General features: G+C 68.5%; 18 protein-coding genes. 12 read left to right on the top strand and 6 right to left on the bottom strand.

The window, feature by feature from the left end; genetic code table 11:
• The first annotated feature begins 32 nt into the window (after window positions 1-32).
• From betT to FEK34_RS17715, 4 genes are read left to right on the top strand one after another with little or no spacing between them, the layout of a single operon-like run.
• Complete coding sequence (gene betT, locus FEK34_RS17730) at window positions 33-2,240, top strand: choline BCCT transporter BetT (protein ID WP_138448898.1); 2,208 nt, start codon at window positions 33-35, stop codon at window positions 2,238-2,240.
• Window positions 2,237-3,751: an aldehyde dehydrogenase family protein gene (locus FEK34_RS17725; RefSeq protein WP_138448897.1), complete on the top strand. Its 1,515-nt coding sequence runs from the start codon at window positions 2,237-2,239 to the stop codon at window positions 3,749-3,751. The genes betT and FEK34_RS17725 overlap by 4 nt, the downstream gene beginning before the upstream one ends.
• Entirely contained in the window at window positions 3,748-5,298 is a 1,551-nt protein-coding gene (locus FEK34_RS17720) for a GMC family oxidoreductase (protein ID WP_171048265.1), read from the top strand. The genes FEK34_RS17725 and FEK34_RS17720 overlap by 4 nt, the downstream gene beginning before the upstream one ends.
• Window positions 5,299-5,357: 59 nt before the next feature.
• Window positions 5,358-5,858: a DUF488 domain-containing protein gene (locus FEK34_RS17715; protein WP_138449151.1), complete on the top strand. Its 501-nt coding sequence runs from the start codon at window positions 5,358-5,360 to the stop codon at window positions 5,856-5,858.
• Window positions 5,859-5,928: 70 nt separating this feature from the next.
• On the opposite strand, the gene FEK34_RS17710 is transcribed toward FEK34_RS17715, so the two are convergent.
• The gene (locus FEK34_RS17710) at window positions 5,929-6,423 is read right to left on the bottom strand and encodes a hypothetical protein (protein ID WP_138448896.1); all 495 of its coding nucleotides are present in this window, start codon (window positions 6,421-6,423) and stop codon (window positions 5,929-5,931) included.
• 99 nt (window positions 6,424-6,522) lie between these two features.
• The gene (locus FEK34_RS17705) at window positions 6,523-6,846 is read right to left on the bottom strand and encodes a hypothetical protein (RefSeq protein WP_138448895.1); all 324 of its coding nucleotides are present in this window, start codon (window positions 6,844-6,846) and stop codon (window positions 6,523-6,525) included.
• A 282-nt stretch (window positions 6,847-7,128) separates the two neighbouring features.
• On the opposite strand from FEK34_RS17705, the gene FEK34_RS17700 reads away from it, so the two are divergent.
• The 5 genes from FEK34_RS17700 to FEK34_RS17680 all read left to right on the top strand — a co-directional run bounded on the left by FEK34_RS17700 (window position 7,129) and on the right by FEK34_RS17680 (window position 12,642).
• Window positions 7,129-7,599, top strand: coding sequence for an RDD family protein (locus FEK34_RS17700; protein ID WP_138448894.1), 471 nt, complete (start codon window positions 7,129-7,131; stop codon window positions 7,597-7,599).
• A gap of 61 nt (window positions 7,600-7,660) precedes the next feature.
• The gene (locus FEK34_RS17695; RefSeq protein ID WP_171048264.1) at window positions 7,661-8,113 is read left to right on the top strand and encodes a VOC family protein; all 453 of its coding nucleotides are present in this window, start codon (window positions 7,661-7,663) and stop codon (window positions 8,111-8,113) included.
• 99 nt (window positions 8,114-8,212) lie between these two features.
• Window positions 8,213-8,638 carry a nuclear transport factor 2 family protein gene (locus FEK34_RS17690; protein ID WP_138448892.1) on the top strand — a complete coding sequence of 142 codons (426 nt, stop codon included), beginning with the start codon at window positions 8,213-8,215 and terminating at the stop codon, window positions 8,636-8,638.
• Between the two features lie 79 nt (window positions 8,639-8,717).
• Window positions 8,718-9,194 carry a nuclear transport factor 2 family protein gene (locus tag FEK34_RS17685; protein WP_138448891.1) on the top strand — a complete coding sequence of 159 codons (477 nt, stop codon included), beginning with the start codon at window positions 8,718-8,720 and terminating at the stop codon, window positions 9,192-9,194.
• A 133-nt stretch (window positions 9,195-9,327) separates the two neighbouring features.
• Window positions 9,328-12,642: a serine/threonine-protein kinase gene (locus FEK34_RS17680; protein WP_138448890.1), complete on the top strand. Its 3,315-nt coding sequence runs from the start codon at window positions 9,328-9,330 to the stop codon at window positions 12,640-12,642.
• A 102-nt stretch (window positions 12,643-12,744) separates the two neighbouring features.
• Here the strand turns inward: FEK34_RS17680 and FEK34_RS17675 are convergent, their stop codons facing one another.
• The 4 genes from FEK34_RS17675 to FEK34_RS17660 all read right to left on the bottom strand — a co-directional run bounded on the left by FEK34_RS17675 (window position 12,745) and on the right by FEK34_RS17660 (window position 18,849).
• Window positions 12,745-14,493 carry a DUF3556 domain-containing protein gene (locus FEK34_RS17675; RefSeq protein WP_138448889.1) on the bottom strand — a complete coding sequence of 583 codons (1,749 nt, stop codon included), beginning with the start codon at window positions 14,491-14,493 and terminating at the stop codon, window positions 12,745-12,747.
• Between the two features lie 216 nt (window positions 14,494-14,709).
• On the bottom strand, window positions 14,710-16,194 hold the full coding sequence (locus FEK34_RS17670) for an MDR family MFS transporter (RefSeq protein WP_138448888.1): 1,485 nt from the start codon (window positions 16,192-16,194) through the stop codon (window positions 14,710-14,712).
• Between the two features lie 404 nt (window positions 16,195-16,598).
• On the bottom strand, window positions 16,599-17,636 hold the full coding sequence (locus tag FEK34_RS17665; protein WP_138448887.1) for a hypothetical protein: 1,038 nt from the start codon (window positions 17,634-17,636) through the stop codon (window positions 16,599-16,601).
• A 304-nt stretch (window positions 17,637-17,940) separates the two neighbouring features.
• Window positions 17,941-18,849, bottom strand: coding sequence for a LysR family transcriptional regulator (locus FEK34_RS17660; protein WP_138448886.1), 909 nt, complete (start codon window positions 18,847-18,849; stop codon window positions 17,941-17,943).
• A gap of 79 nt (window positions 18,850-18,928) precedes the next feature.
• On the opposite strand from FEK34_RS17660, the gene FEK34_RS17655 reads away from it, so the two are divergent.
• The 3 genes from FEK34_RS17655 to FEK34_RS17645 all read left to right on the top strand — a co-directional run bounded on the left by FEK34_RS17655 (window position 18,929) and on the right by FEK34_RS17645 (window position 21,619).
• A complete protein-coding gene (locus FEK34_RS17655; protein WP_171048263.1) occupies window positions 18,929-19,876 on the top strand; it encodes an EamA family transporter in 948 nt (315 codons plus the stop codon).
• The gene (locus FEK34_RS17650) at window positions 19,873-20,505 is read left to right on the top strand and encodes an NAD(P)-dependent oxidoreductase (protein ID WP_138448885.1); all 633 of its coding nucleotides are present in this window, start codon (window positions 19,873-19,875) and stop codon (window positions 20,503-20,505) included. Before FEK34_RS17655 ends, FEK34_RS17650 begins: the two co-directional genes overlap by 4 nt.
• A 142-nt stretch (window positions 20,506-20,647) precedes the next feature.
• Window positions 20,648-21,619 carry an SMP-30/gluconolactonase/LRE family protein gene (locus tag FEK34_RS17645; protein ID WP_249359330.1) on the top strand — a complete coding sequence of 324 codons (972 nt, stop codon included), beginning with the start codon at window positions 20,648-20,650 and terminating at the stop codon, window positions 21,617-21,619.
• Window positions 21,620-21,745 lie beyond the last annotated feature (126 nt).

Below are 21,745 nucleotides of genomic sequence, written 5' to 3'. Positions count from 1 at the left end.
GGCCTCGTACCGACGCGACTAGCGTTCGTCACATGAGTGGCGTCAGCGATCCACCGGACAGCGACAACACCGACCGCCGACCATCCGTCGGCGGGGCACCGGATGCCGAAGCCGCCGACGCCGCCACCTTCCATTCCGCTCATCCCGCGCATCCGGCGGCGGGCCGCGGATCGGTCAACAAGCCGGTGTTCCTCGCGGCCGCGGGCATCGTGCTCGCTTTCGCCGTGTGGGCGCTGGCCGCCCCCGAGAGCGCCGAAACCGTGGTCGTCGAGGTCAAGACCTTCATCTCCACCTGGTTCGGCTGGTGGTATTTCGTCCTGGCGACCGGCATCGTCGGCCTGGTGGTTTTCCTCGGCGTCAGCCGATACGGCCGGTTCCGGCTCGGCCCGGAGGAATCGCGGCCGGAGTACAGCCTGTTCACCTGGACCGCGATGCTCTTCGCGGCCGGAATCGGCATCGACCTGATGTTCTTCTCCGTCGCCGAACCGGTCTACAACTACCTCTACCCGCCCACCGGCCCGGCGCAGAACAATGAGGCCGCCCGCGCGGCGACGACCTGGACGATCTTCCACTACGGCCTCAGCGGCTGGGCCATGTACGCGCTGATGGGTGCCGCGCTCGCCTATTTCGCCTTCCGGCACAACCTGCCGCTGACCATGCGAGCCGCCCTCTACCCCATCTTCGGCAAACGAGTGCGCGGACGCTGGGGCGACGCCATCGATGTCGCCGCCGTCCTCGGCACCATCTTCGGCATCGCCACCTCCCTCGGCATCGGCATCGTGCAGCTCAACTACGGGCTGCACGAAATGTTCGGCATCGACCAGGGCAAGGCCGCCCAGATCGGGCTGATCGTGCTGTCGGTGATCGTCGCGACGATCTCGGCGACCACCGGAGTGGACCGTGGGATCCGGCGGCTGTCGGAACTCAACGTCATCATGGCGATCGCGCTGCTGATCTACATCCTGGTGGCGGGCCGCACGGATTTCCTGCTCAACGCGCTCACGCAGAACGCGGGCGACTATGTCGCGACCTTCCCCGACCGCACCCTCGACACCTTCGCCTGGGAGCGCAATCCGGAGACGCCGAATCAGCCGACCGCCTGGCTGGATGCCTGGACCTTGTTCTTCTGGGCCTGGTGGGTGGCGTGGGCGCCGTTCGTCGGTTTGTTCCTCGCGCGCATCTCGCGCGGGCGTACGCTGCGCCAGTTCGTGTTCGGCGTGCTGGTAGTGCCGTTCAGCTTCATCCTGATGTGGATTTCGATCTTCGGCAACAGCGCGCTCGACCTCGCCCGCAAGGACACCGAATTCGCCGAGACCACGGCCGCGCAGGCCGAGGTCGGGTTCTACTCCCTGCTCGAGCAGTATCCCGGCGCGCCGCTGCTGCTGGGTATCGCGACCATCACCGGCTTGCTGTTCTACACGACCAGCGCCGACTCGGGTGCTCTCGTGATGGGCAATTTCACCTCGCGGCTGCCGAATCCGATGGCCGACTGCGCCAAGGGCACCCGCATCTTCTGGGCGGTGGCCATCGGCCTGCTCACGCTGTCGATGCTGTTCGCGGGTGCGGGTGGATCCATCACCACGCTCCAGAACGCCACCATCATCATGGGGTTGCCGTTCTCGTTCGTGCTCGCGCTCATCGGCATCGCGTTGCTGCGGTCGGTGCGCAACGAGTCCTACAAGCTCGACAGTTTCCGCACCGCGCTGCCGCACGCCATCGCGGTCGGGCGTGGACCGGCCGAGCACGGCAGCTGGCGGCGCCGGCTGCTGGCCACCATCAGCTATCCGGGACCCGGCGCCACGCGCCGATTCATGACCAACTCGGTGATTCCCGCGGTGCGCGAGGTCGGCGCCGAATTCACCCGGGCGGGCGTGGCGGCGACGATCGACGAATCCGCGCGCAACGAGGGCATGCCGACCACGCGGCTGGTCGTCGACCAAGCCAATGAGCCCCGATTCGAATACTGCGTGTGGCCGGTCTCGGCGCCGACCCCGACCTACGCCGTGCTCGCGCAACGCTCGCAGGACCGGTATTTCCGCTGCGAGGTCTATCTGGCCGAGGGTTCGCAGGGCTATTCGCTCAACGGCTACACCCGCGAGCAGATCATCGGCGACATTCTCGACCAATACGAACGTCATCTCGGCTACCTGCATCTGCGGCGCTCGGCGACTGAACATTACGAGCCGGATTCCGGCGACGTCGACACCGACAGCGATCCGGAAGGGAGAACCACCGCATGAGTGAGACCCTCTATATCGACGGCGCCTGGACCGCGGCCAGGTCCGGCGACACCCGCGAAATCCGTTGTCCGGCCGACAATTCCCTGGTCGGCGTGGTCGCCGAGGCGAGCGCTGCCGATACCGAGGCCGCCATCGCCGCGGCCCGGCGCGCCTTCGACGACGGCCCCTGGCGCCGGACCTCGGCCGGCGAACGCGGCGATCTGCTGTTGAAGGTCGCCGACGCCATCGATGCCAGGCGCGAGGAATTCGTGCGCGCCGAAACCCTCGACACCGGCAAGCGGCCCTTCGAATCCGATATCGACATGTCCGATATCGCCCACTGCTTCCGGTACTTCGGCAAGCTCGCCGGTGAAGACGCGGGCCGCGTGGTCGATGCGGGCTCACCGGATGTCGACTCCCGCATCGTCTACGAGCCGGTCGGGGTGTGCGGGCTGATCACACCGTGGAATTACCCGCTGCTGCAAGTGGCGTGGAAGGTGGCTCCCGCACTGGCCGCGGGCAACACCTTCGTGCTGAAACCGGCGGAGCTGACCCCGCATACCTCGATCCTGCTGATGCAGGTGCTGCACGAGCTCGGGGTCCCGCCGGGCGTGGCCAACCTGGTGCTCGGGGCAGGCGCGACCGCCGGTGCGCCGCTGTCCTCGCATCCCGGCGTCGACCTGGTCTCGTTCACCGGTGGTCTGGCCACCGGCCGGATCATCGCCCGCGAGGCGGCCGCGACGGTCAAGAAGGTGGCCCTCGAACTCGGCGGCAAGAACCCGAATGTGGTGTTCGCCGACGCCTGCGACACCGAGGAGCGGCTCGCCGCCGCCGTCGACAACGCGCTCAACGCCGCGTTCCTGCATTCGGGTCAGGTGTGTTCGGCCGGTGCGCGGCTGGTGATCGAGGAACGCGCGCACGACCGTTTCGTCGACGAGCTGGTGCGCCGCGCCGAGCAGATCCGGATCGGCCTGCCCTTCCATCCCGACACCGAGACCGGGCCGCTGATCTCGGCCGCGCACCGCGACAAGGTGCACGGCTATGTCGAACAGGCCCGCGCCGACGGCGCCGAGATCCGCACCGGCGGCGCCTTCGCCACCGGCGACCGGGGTGCGGGCAACCTCGACGACGGCTTTTTCTATCTGCCGACCGTGATCGACCGCGCCACCCGCGACATGGCGTGTGTGCACGATGAGGCGTTCGGGCCGACGGTCACCGTCGAGACATTCACGACCGAGGACGAAGCCGTCGCGATCGCCAACGACACCGACTACGGGCTCGCGGGGGCGGTGTGGTCGGCCGATGCCGCCCGGGCGCGCCGGATAGCCGCCCGGCTGCGGCACGGCACCGTGTGGGTCAACGATTTCGGACCGTATCTGCCGCAGGCGGAATGGGGCGGCTTCGGCCACTCCGGGATCGGACGCGAGCTCGGGCCGTCCGGGCTGCACGAATATCGCGAGGCCAAGCATGTCTACGAGAACCTCCGGCCGGGCGTCACCGGCTGGTTCGCCGACCGGAAGGAGCAGTCGTGAACGATTACGATTACGTGGTCATCGGTGGCGGGTCGGCCGGTGCGGCGGTCGCCGCGCGGCTGTCGGAGGATTCGGCGGTGACGGTCTGCCTGCTCGAGGCCGGGCCGAGCGACGTCGGCGATGAGGCGATCCTGCGGCTGGACCGCTGGATGGAGCTGCTGGAATCGGGCTACGACTGGGATTATCCGATCGAACCGCAGGAGAACGGTAATTCGTTCATGCGGCACGCCAGGGCGAAGGTGCTCGGTGGATGTTCCTCGCACAACAGCTGCATCGCGTTCTGGGCCCCGCGCGAGGACCTCGATTCCTGGGAACGTGAGCACGGCTGCACCGGCTGGGGCGCGGATTCGGTGTATCGGCTCTACAACCGGATCGAAACCAACGACGCACCCGGCGATCATCACGGGCGCAGCGGGCCGGTGCACATCATGACGGTGCCGCCGGATGATCCGTGCGGGGTCGCGCTGCTTGACGCCTGTGAGGCTGTCGGTATTCCGCGCGCGGAATTCAATTCCGGGACGACGGTGGTCAACGGCGCCAACTTCTTTCAGATCAACCGCCGCGCCGACGGCACGCGCTCCTCGTCCTCGGTGAGCTATCTGCACCCGGTGCTCGACCGCCCGAATCTGACCGTCCGGACCGGTGCCTGGGCCAAACGAATCGTGCTCGACGGCGGTCGCGCCGTCGAGGTGGATATCACCGACAACGCCTTCGGCCGCACCACCCGGATATCGGCGAGCCGGGAGATCATCGTCTGCGCCGGTGCGATCGACTCGCCGAAACTGCTGATGCTCTCCGGTATCGGACCGGCGGATCATCTGCGGGAGAACGGGATCGAGGTGCTGGTGGACTCGCCGGGCGTGGGCGCGCATCTCCAGGATCATCCGGAGGGGGTGATCGGTTTCGAGACGATGCGGCCGATGGTGACCAGCTCGACCCAGTGGTGGGAGGCAGGCATCTTCACCACGACCGTCGACGGGCTCGACCGGCCGGACCTGATGATGCATTACGGCAGTGTGCCGTTCGATATGCACACCCTGCGCCAGGGCTATCCGACCGCCGAGAACACCTTCTGCCTGACCCCGAACGTCACCCACGCCCGGTCGCGGGGCACAGTACGGTTGCGTTCCCGCGACTTCCGTGACAAGCCGCGCGTGGATCCGCGCTATTTCACCGACGCCGAGGGCCACGATATGCGGGTGATGATCGCCGGATTACGCAAGGCGCGCGAGATCGCGGCGACCGCGCCGCTGGCCGAATGGGTGGCGCGCGAGCTGTATCCGGGCCCGGAGACCGATTCCGATGCCGAACTCGCCGACTACATCCGCCGGACCCACAACACCGTCTATCACCCGGTGGGGACGGTGCGGATGGGTGCGGCCGACGACCCGTTGAGCCCGCTGGATCCGCAGCTGCGCGTCAAGGGCGTGGACGGCCTGCGGGTCGCGGACGCATCGGTGTTTCCCGCGCACACCACGGTGAACCCCAACATCACGGTGATGCTGGTCGGTGAGCGCTGCGCCGAACTCGTCGCCGCCGCGCGCTAGTCGTGGGTGCGGACGGCGAGCTGCCCGACGGCGCGATCTACACCGTCGGGCATTCCACGATGCCGATCGAAGATTTCGTCGCACTGTTGCGCGGCTATGGCATCCGCCGCCTCGTCGACATTCGCACGATTCCGCGTTCACGGCACAATCCGCAGTTCAACGGCGACGAGTTGGCGATGAGCCTGCGCGATGCCGGGATCGACTACACACATCTGGCAGGGCTCGGCGGGCTGCGCCATTCCAGGAAGGACTCGCCGAACACCGGGTGGCGGAACACCAGTTTCCGTGGGTACGCCGACTACATGCAGACCACCGAATTCGATGACGCTCTCGGCGAACTCATGCGCCGGGCGCGCGAGGAGCGCACCGCCATCATGTGCGCCGAAGCGGTGCCCTGGCGGTGCCACCGTTCGCTGGTCGCCGACGCACTCATCGTGCGCGATGTGCCCGTCGTCGAGATCATGTCGGCGACGAAGTGGCGCCGCCATACGCTGACATCGTTCGCCCGCGCCGAGGGAACGCGACTGAACTACCCACCCGAGGACGCCGAGTCGCAGTGATTCGCCTCGGGCGCGGCGCCGAACGCACTCTCGATCTGTGCACAGCCCGCCGCCCATCGGATCGCAGAACTCATCGGCGCGCGGTCGGGTCGTTCCATTCGAAACAGCCGGTGGCGTGCCGGGTGGTGGTGGTTCCGCGGCGCAGTTCGGCGGTGACCCGGCCCTGCGCGCCATTGGTGAAATGGCGTGAATCCGAGCCTGTTCCGTGCCACGGCGGGTCGATCGCGACGGTTTTGCGCCGGGATACCGAGTCGCAGATGATGTCGTAGTCGTAGCCGGGTCCGTGCGGTGCGCCGACGGGGGTGTCGCTCGGCGACTGCGTGCCCTGGTAGGCGTAGACGTGCAGGCTGTCGGCTTCGCCGTCGGCGCAGCTGTAGGTGACGGTGACGTCGAGGGTTCCGCCGCTGTCGTCGGCGGCATCGGGTGAGTGCACGAAGGTGACCTCGTCGATGGCCAGGACGCCCCCGTATTCCGCGGCGGCCGGGGCGAACCCGGCCCCCGCGAGGACACCGATCGTTATCGCGATGATGGCGGCGATCCGAGCGGCGCCGCGCAAGCCGAACATGTCATACCCTCCACGAAGTACCAGCGTTGTCGTCGCACCTCGGCGGTGCGAACCTGCTACGACATTCGTCGCCGATACCGTCGTGGATAGGTGCGTGGGCTAACTCCGTCCCCATAGGCGGCTCCACAATGTGGCAGCGCCGTTGCCGCCCTTGGCAACCGGCTCCTGCGGCACCTCCGCGTCGGGAAGGCCGGGGCCACGTACTTCGCCTGGGTCGGCCGTACTCGTGACCGTGTCTTCGCGCGCCACCGCCGCCCACGCCGTGGGCGAGGTGGGTGTGTCGGTGAGTACCGGCAAGACGACGGTGGGTTCATCATCGAGTTCGGTTCGCAATCGGGTGAAGTACGCATCCAGTGAGCCGTACCGGACCGTCACTTCGTCAACGAATTCCAGCACAGCCGACCGTGAGCGCATCTGCATCATCGTCCTTTCCTCGAAATCCAGTACCGACCTGTCCACCGAACGCCACGATGGTGAATCCCTCAGCGGGACAAGGGTTCACATGAATTCGCGCGACGCCTGGCTGTGCTCCACGGGGTGCCGACCGATCCCCACCCCCTGCGCCGCACCGCGGCTCGCCTCCACTCTAGCCACATTTCAGCTAATCCGCCGATGCGGCCCGAGAATATGAGATCGTTGAACCGGCCACCCGACGGGCGGTGCACACACTCCGGACAAGTGGGACCACTTTCAGAAGGAGCAATCATGGTGAGCGCAGGTGGATACGACCCCCGGCTCGGTTCGGCAACCGGGGTCACTCCGGCCGGACTCGGCAAACGTGCGGTAGCCCGGTTCATCGACTGGATCCTCGCCGCGATCATCGGCGTGATCTTCTTCTGGCTACTGAACATGGCCTGGGACACCCCGGATTGGGTGTCCATTCTGCCGGGCGCCGGATTCGGATTCCTGTACTTCCTCGTCTTCGAGGTGGCCACCGGGTCGACGCCGGGCAAGAAGATCCTCGGACTGCATGTCAACGGGTCCGGGGGCGCGCCGAAGCCGAGCGTCAAGGATTCCGCGGTGCGCAATGCCTACATGCTGCTGAACCTGATTCCCTGGGTCGGCCCGATCCTGTGGTTCATCGCCGCGATCGCCATCGCGGTCACGATCAGTTCGAGCCCCACCAAGCAGGGCTGGCACGACAAACTGGCCGGCACGCAGGTCATCGACGAATGACACCGGCGGTGCCGGATCGAGGCAGGCCGATGTTGTCGGTGGCCGATGGTAGGACATGCCCATGGCATTGAACTGGAAACTCGTGATCGATAGCCGCGACGCGGCGACGCTGGCCGACTTCTGGGCCGCGGCGCTCGAATACGAGGTCGAAGATCCCAGCGTCCTCATCGACCGGCTACTGGGTGCCGGTCAGCTCCCGGAAGCCGCGGTGCGCGAGCATCACGGGCGCAAGACCTTCCGTGGTTACGCCGCGATCCGGCACCCCGACGACCCGTTCGACCCGGCCAGCGGCGTCGGCCAGGGCAGACGGCTGCTGTTCCAGGACGTCCCCGAGGAGAAATCCGTCAAGAACCGGCTGCACATCGATGTGCACAGCGCACCGGCGAGCCTCGAGGAGCTGGTGCGGCGACTCGAAGGCCTCGGTGCGACCCGGGTCCAGGAGTTCGACCGCGGGCCTGCCGGGCACTGGTGGGTCATGCGCGACCCGGAGGGCAATGAGTTCTGCGCCGCCTAGCCGGGGCGGCCGGAGCCGGAGCCGTCGGCCGCGCCCGGGGCCGACGAGCAACCGGCGGATTCGGCTCCCCGGGGTGTCCTGGTGCGCTTATATCGAGGGATGGATCTACAGACGATCGCGGACCGGATCGCCATCGGCGACCTGCTCACCCGCTACGCGCACGCCGTCGACACCAAGGACTGGCCGCTCTACCGCACGGTGTTCACCCCGGATGCCCACATCGACTACACCACCGCGGGCGGGCCGAGCGGCGATCTGGACACCGTGGTGTCGCAACTGTCGGTGGCGCTCGAATTGTTCTCCCGCACTCAGCATTTCGTCTCCAATATCGACGTCACGCTCGACGGCGACCAGGCGCGGGTGCGGGCGATGTTCTTCAACCCGATGATCGTCTCGACCGGCAAGCAGTTCTTCTGCGGCGGCTGGTACAACCACGACCTCGTCCGCACCGCCGACGGCTGGCGCAGCAGCAGGCTGGTGGAAGATTCGGCATGGTTCGAAGGACTGGAGCAGGCCTTCACCTAACCAACCGCCGCGCGGCGCGTCGCCACCACATTTGCAACGTGTTCTTGTTTTGCCGCGTCCGCCGTGTCAGGCTTGGCCGATGGACCTGGTGGCAGTCGAAGCCATTCGCGCGCTCAAGTACAAGTACTTCCGCACGCTCGATCTGAAGCTGTGGGACGAGTTCGGCGACACCCTCGCCGACGATGTCGAGGGCCGCTACGGCACCCACGCGCTGGGTGAGCCGCTGGTGCTCACCGGGCGCGAGGCCGTCGTCGCATTCCTGCGCGACAACATGGGTCCGGGCATCGTCACCACGCATGTGGCCAATCACCCGGAGATCAGCGTCGACGGCGCTGAAGCCACCGGCAGCTGGTTGTTCGAAGACACCGTCATCGCCACCGACTACGGCGTGCTCATCCGCGGCTCCGGCTACTACTCCGACCGGTATCGCCGCGATCCCGACGGCGTCTGGCGCATCACCGCCACCGGATACGTCCGCATCTACGAATCCTCGCAATCGCTGGCCGACACCCCCAGTCATCGGCTGCTGTCGAACATGTGGGCCCCGTCGGCGTAAACCGCACGGCACGGGTCGGACCGGACGGCTGGACACAGCCGCTGATCCGCATCCCGGCCTGATCGGCGGGCTATTCTCGAGTCAGACCCCGCACGCGGGGCACCCCCTGGTTCGCGAAGAATCGAGGCCGACGATGGCCGACCTGCCGCCGACCCAGCGCAACCGAGCTGCCGGGATCATCGCGGAACTGAATACCGAAGGCTTCGAGCAGGCCGAGGAGATCGGGCGGGGCGGCTTCGGCGTGGTGTACCGGTGCATCCAGCCCGATTTGAACCGGGTCGTCGCGCTCAAGGTCCTCACCTCGGACCTGACCGCCGAGAACCTGCAACGGTTCCTACGCGAACAACGCGCGATGGGGCAACTGTCGGGCCATCCGCACATCGTCGACGTCTTCCAGGTCGGCACCACCACCGGCGGCCACCCCTACCTTGTGATGCCCTATCACGCGCAAGGCTCGCTGGAACGGCGCATCCGCGACGCCGGACCGCTCGCCTGGACCGAGATCTTGGCCCTCGGCGTCAAGATCTCCGGTGCGCTCGAGGCGGCGCATCGAGTCGGCACCCTGCACCGTGATGTGAAGCCGGGCAATATCCTGCTCACCGATTACGGCGAGCCACAGCTGTCGGATTTCGGTATCGCCCGCCCGGCCGGCGATTTCCAGACCGCGGCCGGGATCATCACCGGCTCACCCGCCTTCACCGCGCCGGAGATCCTGGAAGGTGAGGCGCCCACCGTCGCCTCCGATATCTACGGCCTCGGTGCCACGCTGTTCTGCGCGTTGACCGGCCATGTGGCCTACGAGCGGCGCGAGGGCGAACAGGTGCTGGCGCATTTCCCGCGGGTGGCCGCGCAGCCGGTACCCGACCTTCGCCACCAAGGCATTCCCGAGGACGTGTCCGCGGCGATCGAGCAGGCGATGGCCCGCCGACCGGCCGAGCGATTCGACTCCGCCGCCGCACTCGGCGAACACCTGCGCGGTATCCAACGACGCCACGACCTGCCCGTCGACGAACTGCCGCTGCCGCCGGCGTCGACGCCGCGGATCGCGACCGCCTCGCATACGACGCACCCGCGTGGACGCAGCACCGCTCCCCCGACTCCGACGACCAAGTACCGTCCGCCGACATCGGCGCGCTCACCCATCATCAGGAAACGGCTGCTCGACCGCCTGCGCTCGGGAGCGGGCAAGCGGCTGACGCTGATCCACGCGCCCAGCGGATTCGGCAAGACCACCCTGGCCGCCCGCTGGCGCGACGAAGTCTGCGAGGCGGGCGGTGCGGTGGCTTGGCTGACCGTCGACAGCGACGACGACAATGCGGTCTGGTTCCTCGAACATCTCGTCGAGGCGGTTCGCCTGCCACGGCCGGCGCTGGCCGCGACTCTGGAACACCTGCTCGAGCAATACCCCGACGATCCCACCCGCCATGTCCTCACCGCCCTGATCAACCGGTTGCACGGCGCCGACGACCGGCTGACGCTGGTGCTCGACGACTGGCAGCGGGTCACCGCGCCGGACACGGTGGCCGCGCTGCGTTTCCTGCTCGAGCACGGCTGCCATCATCTGCCGCTGGTGCTCACCAGCACCTCCACGGCCGACCTGCCGCTGAGCCGGTTGCGACTGAGCGGGGAGCTGGTCGAGATCGACACCGACGCTTTGCGTTTCGATGCCGATGAAGTCCGGGCGCTGTTGGCCGAGGCGGGCTGCCTGCCACCGAGCCTCGATATCGACGCGCTCACCCACACCACCGACGGATGGGCGGTCGCGCTCCAGTTGGCGGTGCTGTCGTTGCGCGCCGGAGACGACCCCGCCCAGCTGCTCACCGCGCTGACCGAGCATGCCGATATCGGCGACTATCTCGCCGAGAACGTCCTCGACGGGCTCGACCGGGCCACCGTCGAATTCCTCACCACCACCGCCGTCTGTGACCGGCTCTGCGGCGGCCTGGCCACCGCGCTCACCGGTTCCGAAGCTGCGGCGGCGACCCTCGACGACATCGAGCACCGCGGTCTGTTCCTGGAACGGGTGGGGCCGGATCGCCAGTGGTATCGATATCACCAGCTCTTCGCCGGGTATCTGCGTCGGCGTCTCGAGCGCGATCGCCCAGCGCACGAGATCGACGCGCTGCATCTGCGAGCCGCGGCGTGGTTCGCCCGCCACGATCTGCTGAACGAGGCCGTCGATCACGCCCTGGCCGCCGGCGATCCCGAGCACGCGGTCGAGCTGGTGGAACAGGGTGCCACCGATCTGCTCGAACACGCCAAGATGACCACATTGCTCGGCATCCTGGCCAAGCTACCGGCGTCCGCGATCGCATCCCGGCCGCGGATTCAGCTGTGGATCGCCTGGGTGAATCTGGTGCTGCGCCGCCCGTCCACGCCGGCCGCGGTCGCGCTCGAACGGTTCACCGCCGCGCTGGACCAGACGTCGGCGAGCACGGCCGAGATCGCCGACCTGCGCGCGGAAGCCGCCGTGATCGACAGTGTCGCCGAGGTTTTCAACGACCGTCTCGACAAGATCGACCGGTTGCTGGCCGATGTGCTGTCGCGGCCCGACGACTTCCCGCCGCGAGTCACCGGAGTAGCGGGCAATATCGATGCCTTCGCCTCGATCTACCGTTTCGATTTCGACGCGGCGCGGCGGCGACAGCGCTGGGTGACGCCGTATCACGAGGCGACCGGCCCGTTCGTGCGCGTGTACGGCCGCTGCGCCACCGCGATCGCCGCGCGCGAGCAACTCGACATTCCCGCCGCGTTCGCCGCGTTCGAGGCGGCTCTCGAGCTGGCCACCGAGACGATGGGCCCGCGCTCGCATGCGGCCCGGATCGCCGGTGCGCTGCTCAGCGAACTGCGCTACTACAGCGGCGACCTCGACGGCGCCCTGCGACTGCTGCCCGATTACCGCGAATTGGCCGCCGAGGGCGGCGGGCTGGTCGATGTGATGATCGCGACCTATGCCACCGCCGCCCGGATCGAAGCGGCGCACGGTGATCTCGATGCCGCGGTCTTGCGGCTCGCGGAGGGAATGCGCCAGGCCGAACTGCTGGGGCTGGCGCGTCTGGCGGCACGGCTGCGCAACGAACGCATCCTGCTGGGATTCGGCTTGCCGGAGACTTCGGCGACTCAGCTGCTGCGGTCCCGGTCGCTCGACGGTGCGGACGGAATCGCCACTATCACAGCCGAACTGGACGAAGATTCCGCGATCCGATTGCTGCTGCTGCGACATCGCGGCGACGATGCCACCGCGCGGGCCCGAGCGCTGGCCGCCGCCATCGATCCGGGCCGTCGTCCGCTGGCCGCACTGGGGGCGACGTTGCTGCTGAGTGCCGTTGTCCGGGCGACCGGTGACGTCGATGAGGCCGAGCAGATCCGGGCACCGGCGGCCGCGCGTTGCCTCGAGAGCGGGCTGTCGCAGTTCTTGCTCGACTCGACGACTGTGCTGTCTTCCTGAGCACCTGGCACCGCGAGCGGCCCATTCGCACCCCTGGCCGCACAGCGCTGCCGGTGGGCGAACCACTCGTGCTGGACCAGGGCGCCAGGTCCGGGGCCGCGATCACTGCGCGGATCGGCTCGTCTCCTCGACCGCGTCCGGGTACACGGGCAGCTCGTCGTCCCATGGCTGCCTGGAAACCATATCGGCCACACGCACTGTGCCGCGCTCGAATTCGCCGGTGGCGGCGTCGACGAGTCGGTAGCGCTGGGTCTGGGTGTGGATGGGCTGGGCGTTGAGCAGCACCACCCGCACCTCACCCGGTTCGAATCCGCAGCGCTGGTGCAGGGCTTGGATCAGTTGTTCGTTGTGCAGGTGACCGTCGCCGAAATTCCAGCCCAGCGCGGTGGAGCAGATGCGTTCACCGTCGGTGATCGTGTACTCGGCTTCGTCATGCCCGGCCATGGCGCGATGGGCCAGGGTGAACAGCGCCCGGCCGTGGGTGTTGAACGAACGGAACGCGTAGCCGAGATACAGCGGGATTTGGGCGGCTTCCTTACTGCCGTAATACCGTTCGAGCTGGGCGGCGGGCATGGCCGCGACGGCGATGATGCCTGCCCGGATCTTCGCCTCGGCCGAGGGTTTGATGCACCACAGGGTGGTGTCCCAGTTCCCGGCGTAATAGCGCATGCCCGGCAGGAACGAGATCTTGGCCGGAAACAGATTGCCGAGGATCACGATGCCCATGAGCACCGCGAACACGGCTGCCATCAAGGCCGGTGAATCCACTTGCGCCAGACCGAGATCGGCGTGGCCGACGAACAGGGTGAGCACCCCGAAGATCATGAAGACGTTCCACTCCAGCGGCACGCCCATCGGGATCGCCACCAGGATCGTCAGGTGGAAACAGATCATCACGATGGCGGCGATGGTCGTCGGCCAGCCGCCGTGGCTGAAGAACAGCACCAGCGGCGCGCACAGTTCCACGGCCGTGCCGCCGTGCGCCAGGACCCGTGAGGGGCGGCCGGGGCGCAGGTCGTCGGGGAACCGTTCGAAGAACATCCGTTTGACGGCCTTGGGCCGCAGCACCGGATTGTTGGACATCATGGTCGACACCACGAACGGAAAGTGCTTGTTCAGCTTGGAGATCGCCGCACCCATCCAGATGACGACGAAGACGACCTTCGCCGCGACGATCATGTCGACGCCGCTGAACAGGAACACCACCGTGAACGAGCCGTACACCTCGCCGCGGGCCGCGAGGAAGATGACCTTGTCGCGCAGCCCGAGGACACCGAGCACGGCCAGAATCGCCACGATCTGCCAGGTCGGGAGCACACCGACGGTGGTGTCGAGTTCCGGGATCGGCCCGGTGCCGTCGGAGGACAACGCCACCAGCAGCAGCACCAGCAGCGCGCCGTAGAGCAGCGCGTCGATCGGGGTTCGTGCGGTGCCTGCGGTGAACGGCACCCGGCCGGGCCACGGTGGCAGCCGAATGGTGCCGGGCCGCAACCAATACAGGATCGACCCCATGGGCGGGAAGAACCGGTTGTTGAGCGGTCCGAAGCCGCAGCCGAGCCCGACCACCTCGAACAGCATGGTGAACAGCACGACCTTCTGGAACACGATGGGCTCGGTCCACCACGAACCGACCGCGGTGAAGCCGTCGATTCCGCTGGTGCTCAGTACGATCAGCCACGCGGCGAGAATGTAGAGCGCGATCTTGAGGACATAGAACAGGTGCAGCGCCACCGGTGTACCGAAGCCGACCTCGGCCCAGTGCCTGGCCATCGGCCGGATCTTCTCCGACCGCGTGCCCTTGCTCCATTCCTCGTAATCGACCACCGGGAGGTTGGGACGAAGAAACCCCATCACACGATCCGTTCCGTCGCCAGAATAAGAACGTGTTCTACTTTAGCGCCGAGTGCGGCCGCTGTTCGTGGAATCCAGCCCGCGTTCGAGGCGCTGTCCGCCCGCATCGGCGAGCCTCGAGTGATCTGTGTGCGTGCGCTCCTCATGCGGCGAGCCCTCTCACGCTGGGGTTTCCAGCCTGAGAGGGCTCGCTCGGTGCGGCGGTGACGAGGCGGATCAGCCCTTCACCAACTCCAGTTCCGGGGTGTCGGGTGCCTGCGGTTCACCGGGTTCGGCCGGTTCCTCGGGCGCACTGGCGCGGTTGGGCAGCAGCACCGCCACCACGATCACGACCGCCGCCAGCACCGCGGAGATCCCGAAGGCCAGCTTCATGCCGTCCAGATGCGCGGTCGTCGCGTCGACGCCCTGGTCGATCAACGAGGTGCTGCGCGTGGACATCACCGTCACCACCAGCGCGGTGCCGAGTGCGGCCGCCACCTGTTGGAGGGTGCCGAGCATGGAACTGCCGTGCGAGTACAGATGCTGCGGCAGTGCGCCGAGCCCGAGGGTGAAGACCGGGGTGAATGCCGCGGCCAGCGACACCATCAGCAGGATGTGCAGGCCGAGCAGCTGCCAGTACGGCGTGCTCATCGAGATCTGGGTGAATCCGGCCAGCGAGACGGTGACCCCGATCGCCGCCGGAATCACCAGCACCCGTCCGCCGAAGCGGTCGAACAGCCTGCCGATGGTCGGGCCGAGCAGACCCATCGCCATACCGCCGGGCATCACCAGCAGACCGGTACTCAGCGGGCTCAGCCCGCGCAGGTTCTGCAAATACAGCGGCAGCAGGATCATCGATCCGAGCATCGCCAGGAACGCGATCGACATGAAGATCAGCGCCTTGCTGTAGGTGCCCGAGAGCAGGATGCGCAGATCCAGCAGCGGAGTCCCGGTGCGTTGCAGCCGCAGCTGACGCCAGGCGAACACACCGATCAGCGCGATACCGGCGGCCACGATCAGCGCCGGGGTGGTGACGCTGCCGGTTTCGAAGCGGCTCAGCCCGTACACCAGGCTGCCGAAGCCGAGCGCGGCCAGCACCACGCTGGACCAGTCGATCGCCCCGGCCTCCGGCTCGCCCACGTTCTCCAGCCGCCGCAGCCCCTGCCAGGTGACCAGGCCCGCGATGGGCAGCACCAGCACGAACAGCCAGCGCCACGACCCGACCTGCAACACCAGACCCGACAGCACCGGGCCCATCGCGGGCGCGACCGAGATGGCCAGGGTGACATTGCCCATGACGCGGCCGCGGTCACGTTCGGGCACCACCGTCATCAGCGTGGTCATCAGCAGCGGCATCATCACCGCGGTGCCGCCGGCCTGGATGACGCGACCGATCAGCAGCACGGGGAAGTTCGGGGCGACCGCCGACAGGGCCGTACCGGCGAGGAACACGCCCATCGCGATCGCATAGGCGCGCCGGGTGGTGACTCGTTGCAGGAACCAGCCGGTCACCGGGATGACGGCGGCCATGGTGAGCATGAAGGCGGTGGAGACCCACTGCGCGGAGCGTTCGGTGATCTCGAGATCGGTCATCAACCGCGGGATCGCGTTGATCATGATGGTCTCGTTCAGGATCACCACGAACGTCGCCAGCACCAGCAGCCGGATCACCGCCGGAGTGCGTTGCCCTTCTGTCCGGCGTTCGGTTAATGCGTCGGGCATCGGGGTACCTCCGGTAGATCGAGAACGTGGTGACGGGTGGCCGATGGCAGGTCGTCGTCGACCTCGCGCGGCGCCACACCAGATCAGACGGAATCCATCGGATCGATTCATCGCTCGCGCGCCGATTCCGGTTCGGCGGCGCCCGTCGTCGGCGTCGCGAGCCGGAATCGGGCTCGGAGAACAGCAAACAAGCTAAACCACACTCGAGGTCAAGTCATCCCATTTTTTGGTGGGCCGGGGTTCGCGGACCCAGCTCTTCGCGACGTGGCGGCTCTTGCGCGCGGCTCGTGGCCGGTTCACCCCATCGCGGGCGCGGCTCGTCGCGGGCACGGCTCATCGCCAGCGCAGTCATCGCGGGCGCGGCTCGCGGGATTCGATGGCGGCGGACTCGGCCCTCGGCGAGCTCAGCGCAGCCGCACGGCACGACGCAGCGCCCGCGCCGACGGTGATCCGCCGGCGAGATAGGCGACGGCCGCGATGATCAGGCCGAGGGCGAAGACGAACCACACGGTGTGCCACAGCGGCCGGGTGAGGATGTCGACCACCGCCGCGGCGGCCTCCGGTGAGCGAATGGCCGGACCTCGATGATCGAGGTAGTACGCCCGCGCGAATCGAATCGCGAGCGCGAGCAACGCCATGACGGCGGCGCAGGTCAGGCCGAGCGCGACCGTCGCGCGCACCCGGAAACCTCTGGGCGCCATGGCGATTGCCGCCACCGCGGCGAGCACGCTGAGCCAGGGCAGGATCGACGCGGTCCGGTCGAGGACGTCGACGGCGCGGCGGGCGGTGGCCAGTTCGGCCGATTGCACGAGCACGAACTGCGCCTCGACCCGGGGAACGCGGTCGGCGAAGACGAACCCTCGCTCCAGTAGGCGGGCCTTCGCCCGGTCGATGATCGGGGCCAGTGACACGCTGATCGTTCCGGTGTCGTCGATCTCGACGGCACCGGAGCGGGTCTGCCCGGTCAGGACCGCGACCGCCTGACGGTGCGCGGCGCGGTTCGTCCCGGCCCACAGGCCCGCGAATTCGTCGGACTCGATCAGCGCGGTGACGGTCTCGTGCACGAAATCCTCGGCCTGATCCGCCAGAACCGGGCTCAGGCCCGCGATGGCCCGATCCCGCCGCTGCCCCTCACCGGCCACCTCTGCCAAGGCTTGCGCCACGACCGCCTCGAGATCGATACGGGTGACAATCTCGTCGGTGACCCGATCGGCGAGCGCGGCGCGCACCGCCGGATCCGCGGACAACGGGGCGACGGTCCGCACGTAACCGTCGGTGTCCAGCACAGTCGTGTGCGCGGTACGCGCCGGCACCGAGGCCGCCGCCAGCACACCGGTCAGGATCAGCAGCACGACCACCGCGGTCCAGCGCAGGCGTCGCGGCCACGGGCTGCGGCGATCCGGGTCGGCCTGCGGGTTGACGGCCTCGACATTCTCGTCCACGCCACGTCCTCGCTCTTCGCGGATGCACCGGCGACAGCGCACCGGTCGTGCTCATTGTGGATGCCGGACGGCCGCGGCGCGCTCAGGACACCCCGGTCGACGCCGCCGGGATCCGCTGGCAGGCTCGGGCATACGCGATGAGTCCGCCGCCCGGTGCGGCCGAGATCAAGGCCGGCGGCCGTGAGCAGGCCGGACACACAGCGTCGAGGATTCGCCGGCGAACCCGGGCGAGAGCCTCGGTGCGACAGATGCCGCGGTTGCGCCGGCAGTCAGCGCAGGCCGGGGGTGCGCGGCGGCGCCTGGCTCAGTCGTGCTGCGCCGTCGACGACCGCGCGACCGGCTCGGCCGGGATACCGATGATGTCGAGGAACGCGCCTGCCGCCGGGGTGCGGGTGGTCCGGCTCCAGATGACGTACTCGACGCGGGTGGGCGCATCGGTGACCTCGACGGTGACCACGCTGGTCAGCTGCGGCACCCACAGCGCGGGCAGCATGGCGATGCACAGGTCCTGGCTGACCAGGCGGGCGATGTATTCGGCGGAGGTGACCTCGAAGGCGACGTCACGGTCCAGGCCCGCGGCGGCGAACGCCACATCCGACTGCGCCCGTCCGGCGGTCCCGGGTGGTAGGTCGACGAACACCTCCGACGACAATCTGCGCAGGTCGACCGAGGCGGTACCGGCGAGCGGATGCTCCGGCGAGACGACGGCGACGAGCCGGTCACGGGCCAGTTCGTGGGCGGTGACCCCGCGCGGGCGGGTGGCCGGTGGCAGCCCGAGGAACGCCACGTCGAGCGCGCCCTGTTCGACCCGTTCGGCCAGGCCTTCACTCGCGCCGACCCGCAGATTGATCCGGACGTGGGGGTAGCGGCGGCGGAACTCGCGCAATGCGGCGGGCACATCGACGGCGGCGACGGACGGGATCAATCCGACGGCGAGGCGGCCGCGGATCTCCCCGACCGCCGCGGCGACCTCGGCGGCTGCGCGCTCGGCGGCGTCCAGGCACTGCCGGGCGGCAGGCAGAAACGCTTCCCCGGCCGGGGTCAGCCGCACCCGGCGGCTGGTGCGGTCGAACAGGCGCGCGCCGAGTTCGCGTTCCAGGCGCGCGATCTGGTGGCTGAGGGCCGATTGCACGACCAGGCAGCGTTCGGCGGCCCGGGTGAAGCTGTTCGTCTCGGCGACGGCCAGCACATAGCGCATCTGTTGCAGCTCCATCCATCAATCGTGAGTCACGATTGTTGCGGTGACAAACATGTGTTGGATTCATTGATCGTTTCGGGGTGGGATGGTGACCATGAAAAGTTCAGCAGCGGAACTGGTTCCCGCCCCGACCGGCACCGCGTCCGGTTACGGGAATCTGCCGCTCACCGCGCTGACGGCACTCACGCCGATCACCTGGGGCACCACCTACGTGGTCACCACCGAACTCCTGCCGCCGGGTCATCCGGTGTTCGCGGGATTGCTGCGCGCGCTGCCCGCGGGCCTGATCGCGCTCGCGTTCACGCGGATGCTGCCGCGCGGGATGTGGTGGTGGAAGGTGGTCGCGCTCGGTGTGCTCTACATCGGCGTGCCGTTCCCGTTGCTGTTCCTGTCGGCCGAGCATCTGCCGGGCGGCGTCGCGGCGACCTTGGCGGCCGCCCAACCACTGGCCGTCGCGGTGCTTGCCGTGCCGGTGCTGCGCGAGCGCCTGTCGATGTGGCGGCTGGGGTGGGGGGTGATCGGTGTGCTCGGTGTCGGTCTGGTGGTGATCGGCCCGGACGCCGGGCTCGACGGCGTCGGCGTGGTGGCCGGGGTGGGGAGTGCGGCGTCGATGGCGCTGGCCCTGACGCTCACCAAACGGTGGGGCCGCCCACCCGAGGCCGGGCCGGCGACGTTCGCCGGCTGGCTGCTCACCTCCGGCGGGCTGTTCCTGCTACCGCTCACCTTCCTGCTGGCAGGCGCACCGCCCGCGATCGATACGAACGCGAGTCTCGGATACCTGTGGATGGGTCTGGTGGGCGGCCTGTTCGCCTATGTCGTCTGGTTCCGCGGCATCGCCACCCTGCCGGTCGCGTCGGTGGCCGTGCTGGTGCTGCTGTCGCCGCTGGTGGCGGCGATTCTCGGGGCCGTGCTGCTCGGACAGACCCTCGGCCCGGTCCAGCTGACTGGTTTCGCGCTGGCGCTCGCCGCCATCGTCGCGGGCCAGCTGCCCGCGCCCACCTCCGCTGTTGCACCGTTGCCACCGAAAGGGATATCTCGATGAAGATCACCGTCGTCGGAGCCGCCGGAATGGCCGGCTCCCGGATCGTCGCCGAAGCCGCGCGCCGCGGCCATGACGTCGTCGCCGTCTTCCGCACACCGCGGCAGGTCACGATGCCACCCGGCGCGGTGGCCGTTTCCGGTGAGGCGAGTGACCGCGAGCTGATGAGCGGCTTCTTCGCCGGAGCCGACGCCGTCGTCGCGGCAACCCGTCCCGCTCCCGGCCAAGAGCACACCGTCACCGCGACGACGACCGCGCTGTTCGATGCGGCCGAGATGGCAGGCACCCGAATCCTCGTGGTCGGCGGCGCAGCGCCGCTGCGGGTGCCGGGGCAGCCGGATCGGATCGTCCTCGACGACACCGATTATGTGCCCGCCCATATCCGCCCGATCGCCGCCGCCAGCGTCGCGCAACTCGAGGCCTGCCGCGCGCATCGCGCGGACTGGACCTATCTGAGCCCGCCCGCGCTGCTGGAACCAGGTACCCGCACTGGGCAGTACCGCCGTGGCACCACCACCCTGCTCACCGAAGCCGATGGCGCGTCCCGGATATCGGCCGAGGACTTCGCCGTGGCAGTGCTCGATGAGCTCGAAAACCGCAGTGATGTCCGGCATTTCACCGTCGGTTACTAAACGCGCGGCCGGTGCGGCGGCGGGCGGCACAGCGAGCGGGCGGATGTTCCGCGCGGCGCCCGCCGCCACTGGCCGGGGAGGAATCGGATCGGCCGTCCCCTCGTGCAACCCGCCGGACGAATGTTCCACCGGCACAAGGCACGTGTTCCGGCTCCGCAAAGCCATGAACTGGGCCCGCTACACCGCGCTCGTGTCGGCCTGCCTGGCGACGGCGGGGCTCATGCCCGCGTCGGCGTCGGCGCAGCCCGCGCAGTTGCCGGCCACGATCACCCTGCCCGCCGGTTTCCAGCCCGAGGGAATCGCGATCGGTGCGCTGCCGGTGGCCTACTTCGGATCGCGCGCCGACGGATCGCTCTATCGCGCCGACCTGACGACCGGACGAGGCGCCATATTCAGCCCCGGTCCGGGAACCCCGGCGCTGGGACTGGCGCTCGACCCGCGGGGGCGGCTGTTCGTCGCCGGCGGTACCGCGGGCACCGCCCGGGTGGTCGATGCGGAGACGGGTGCGGTGCTGGCGACCTACCAGCTCGGCACGGTGCCCGACACATTCGTCAACGACGTGACGCTCACACCGACCGGTGCGTGGTTCACCGATTCCCGGACGCAGGTGCTGTACCACCTGCCGATCGGCCGCGACGGTGCGCTACCTACCCCGAACGCAGTGGTCCGTCTCCCGCTGACCGGGGACATCCGGTATGCGCGCGGGGCGATCAACGCCAACGGCATCGTGCGCACCCCCGATGGTGCGGCGTTGGTCGTCGTGCAGTCGGCCACCGGGCAGCTGTTCCGCGTCGATCCGGCATCGGGCCTGGCCCAGCGGATCGATCTGGGCGTCGAGTCGGTGCCGGGTGGAGACGGTTTGCTGTGGCACGACGGCACCTTGCTCGCGGTGCAGAACCGGCTGAACACGGTCGCGGTGATCGCGCTGGAGCGCACGGCAACGACCGGCCGTGTCGTATGCCGGATCACCGACCGGCGCTGGGATGTGCCGACGACCGTCGCGGCCTTCGGCGACCGGCTGTATCTGCCGAACGCACGATTCACCACCCCACCGACGGCGACGACCTCGTACACCGCTGTCGCCGTCGACCGGCCGGCGTCACAGCGCTGCTGACGCGATCGCGGATCGCAACCATGGTGTTCCCGAGGGGGGCGCGCTCGTCCCCGGCGGTCTCGTCGAGGCTCGGTACGTGCCCGACTCCGGTGCTCACCGTCGGCGGTCGCGATCTCGTCGCCTGGT

The organism is Nocardia cyriacigeorgica, from assembly GCF_005863245.1.
Lineage (GTDB): Bacteria > Actinomycetota > Actinomycetes > Mycobacteriales > Mycobacteriaceae > Nocardia > Nocardia cyriacigeorgica_C.
Note: the sequence above shows the minus strand (reverse complement) of the source record. Positions and strands in the feature narration are given on the sequence as shown.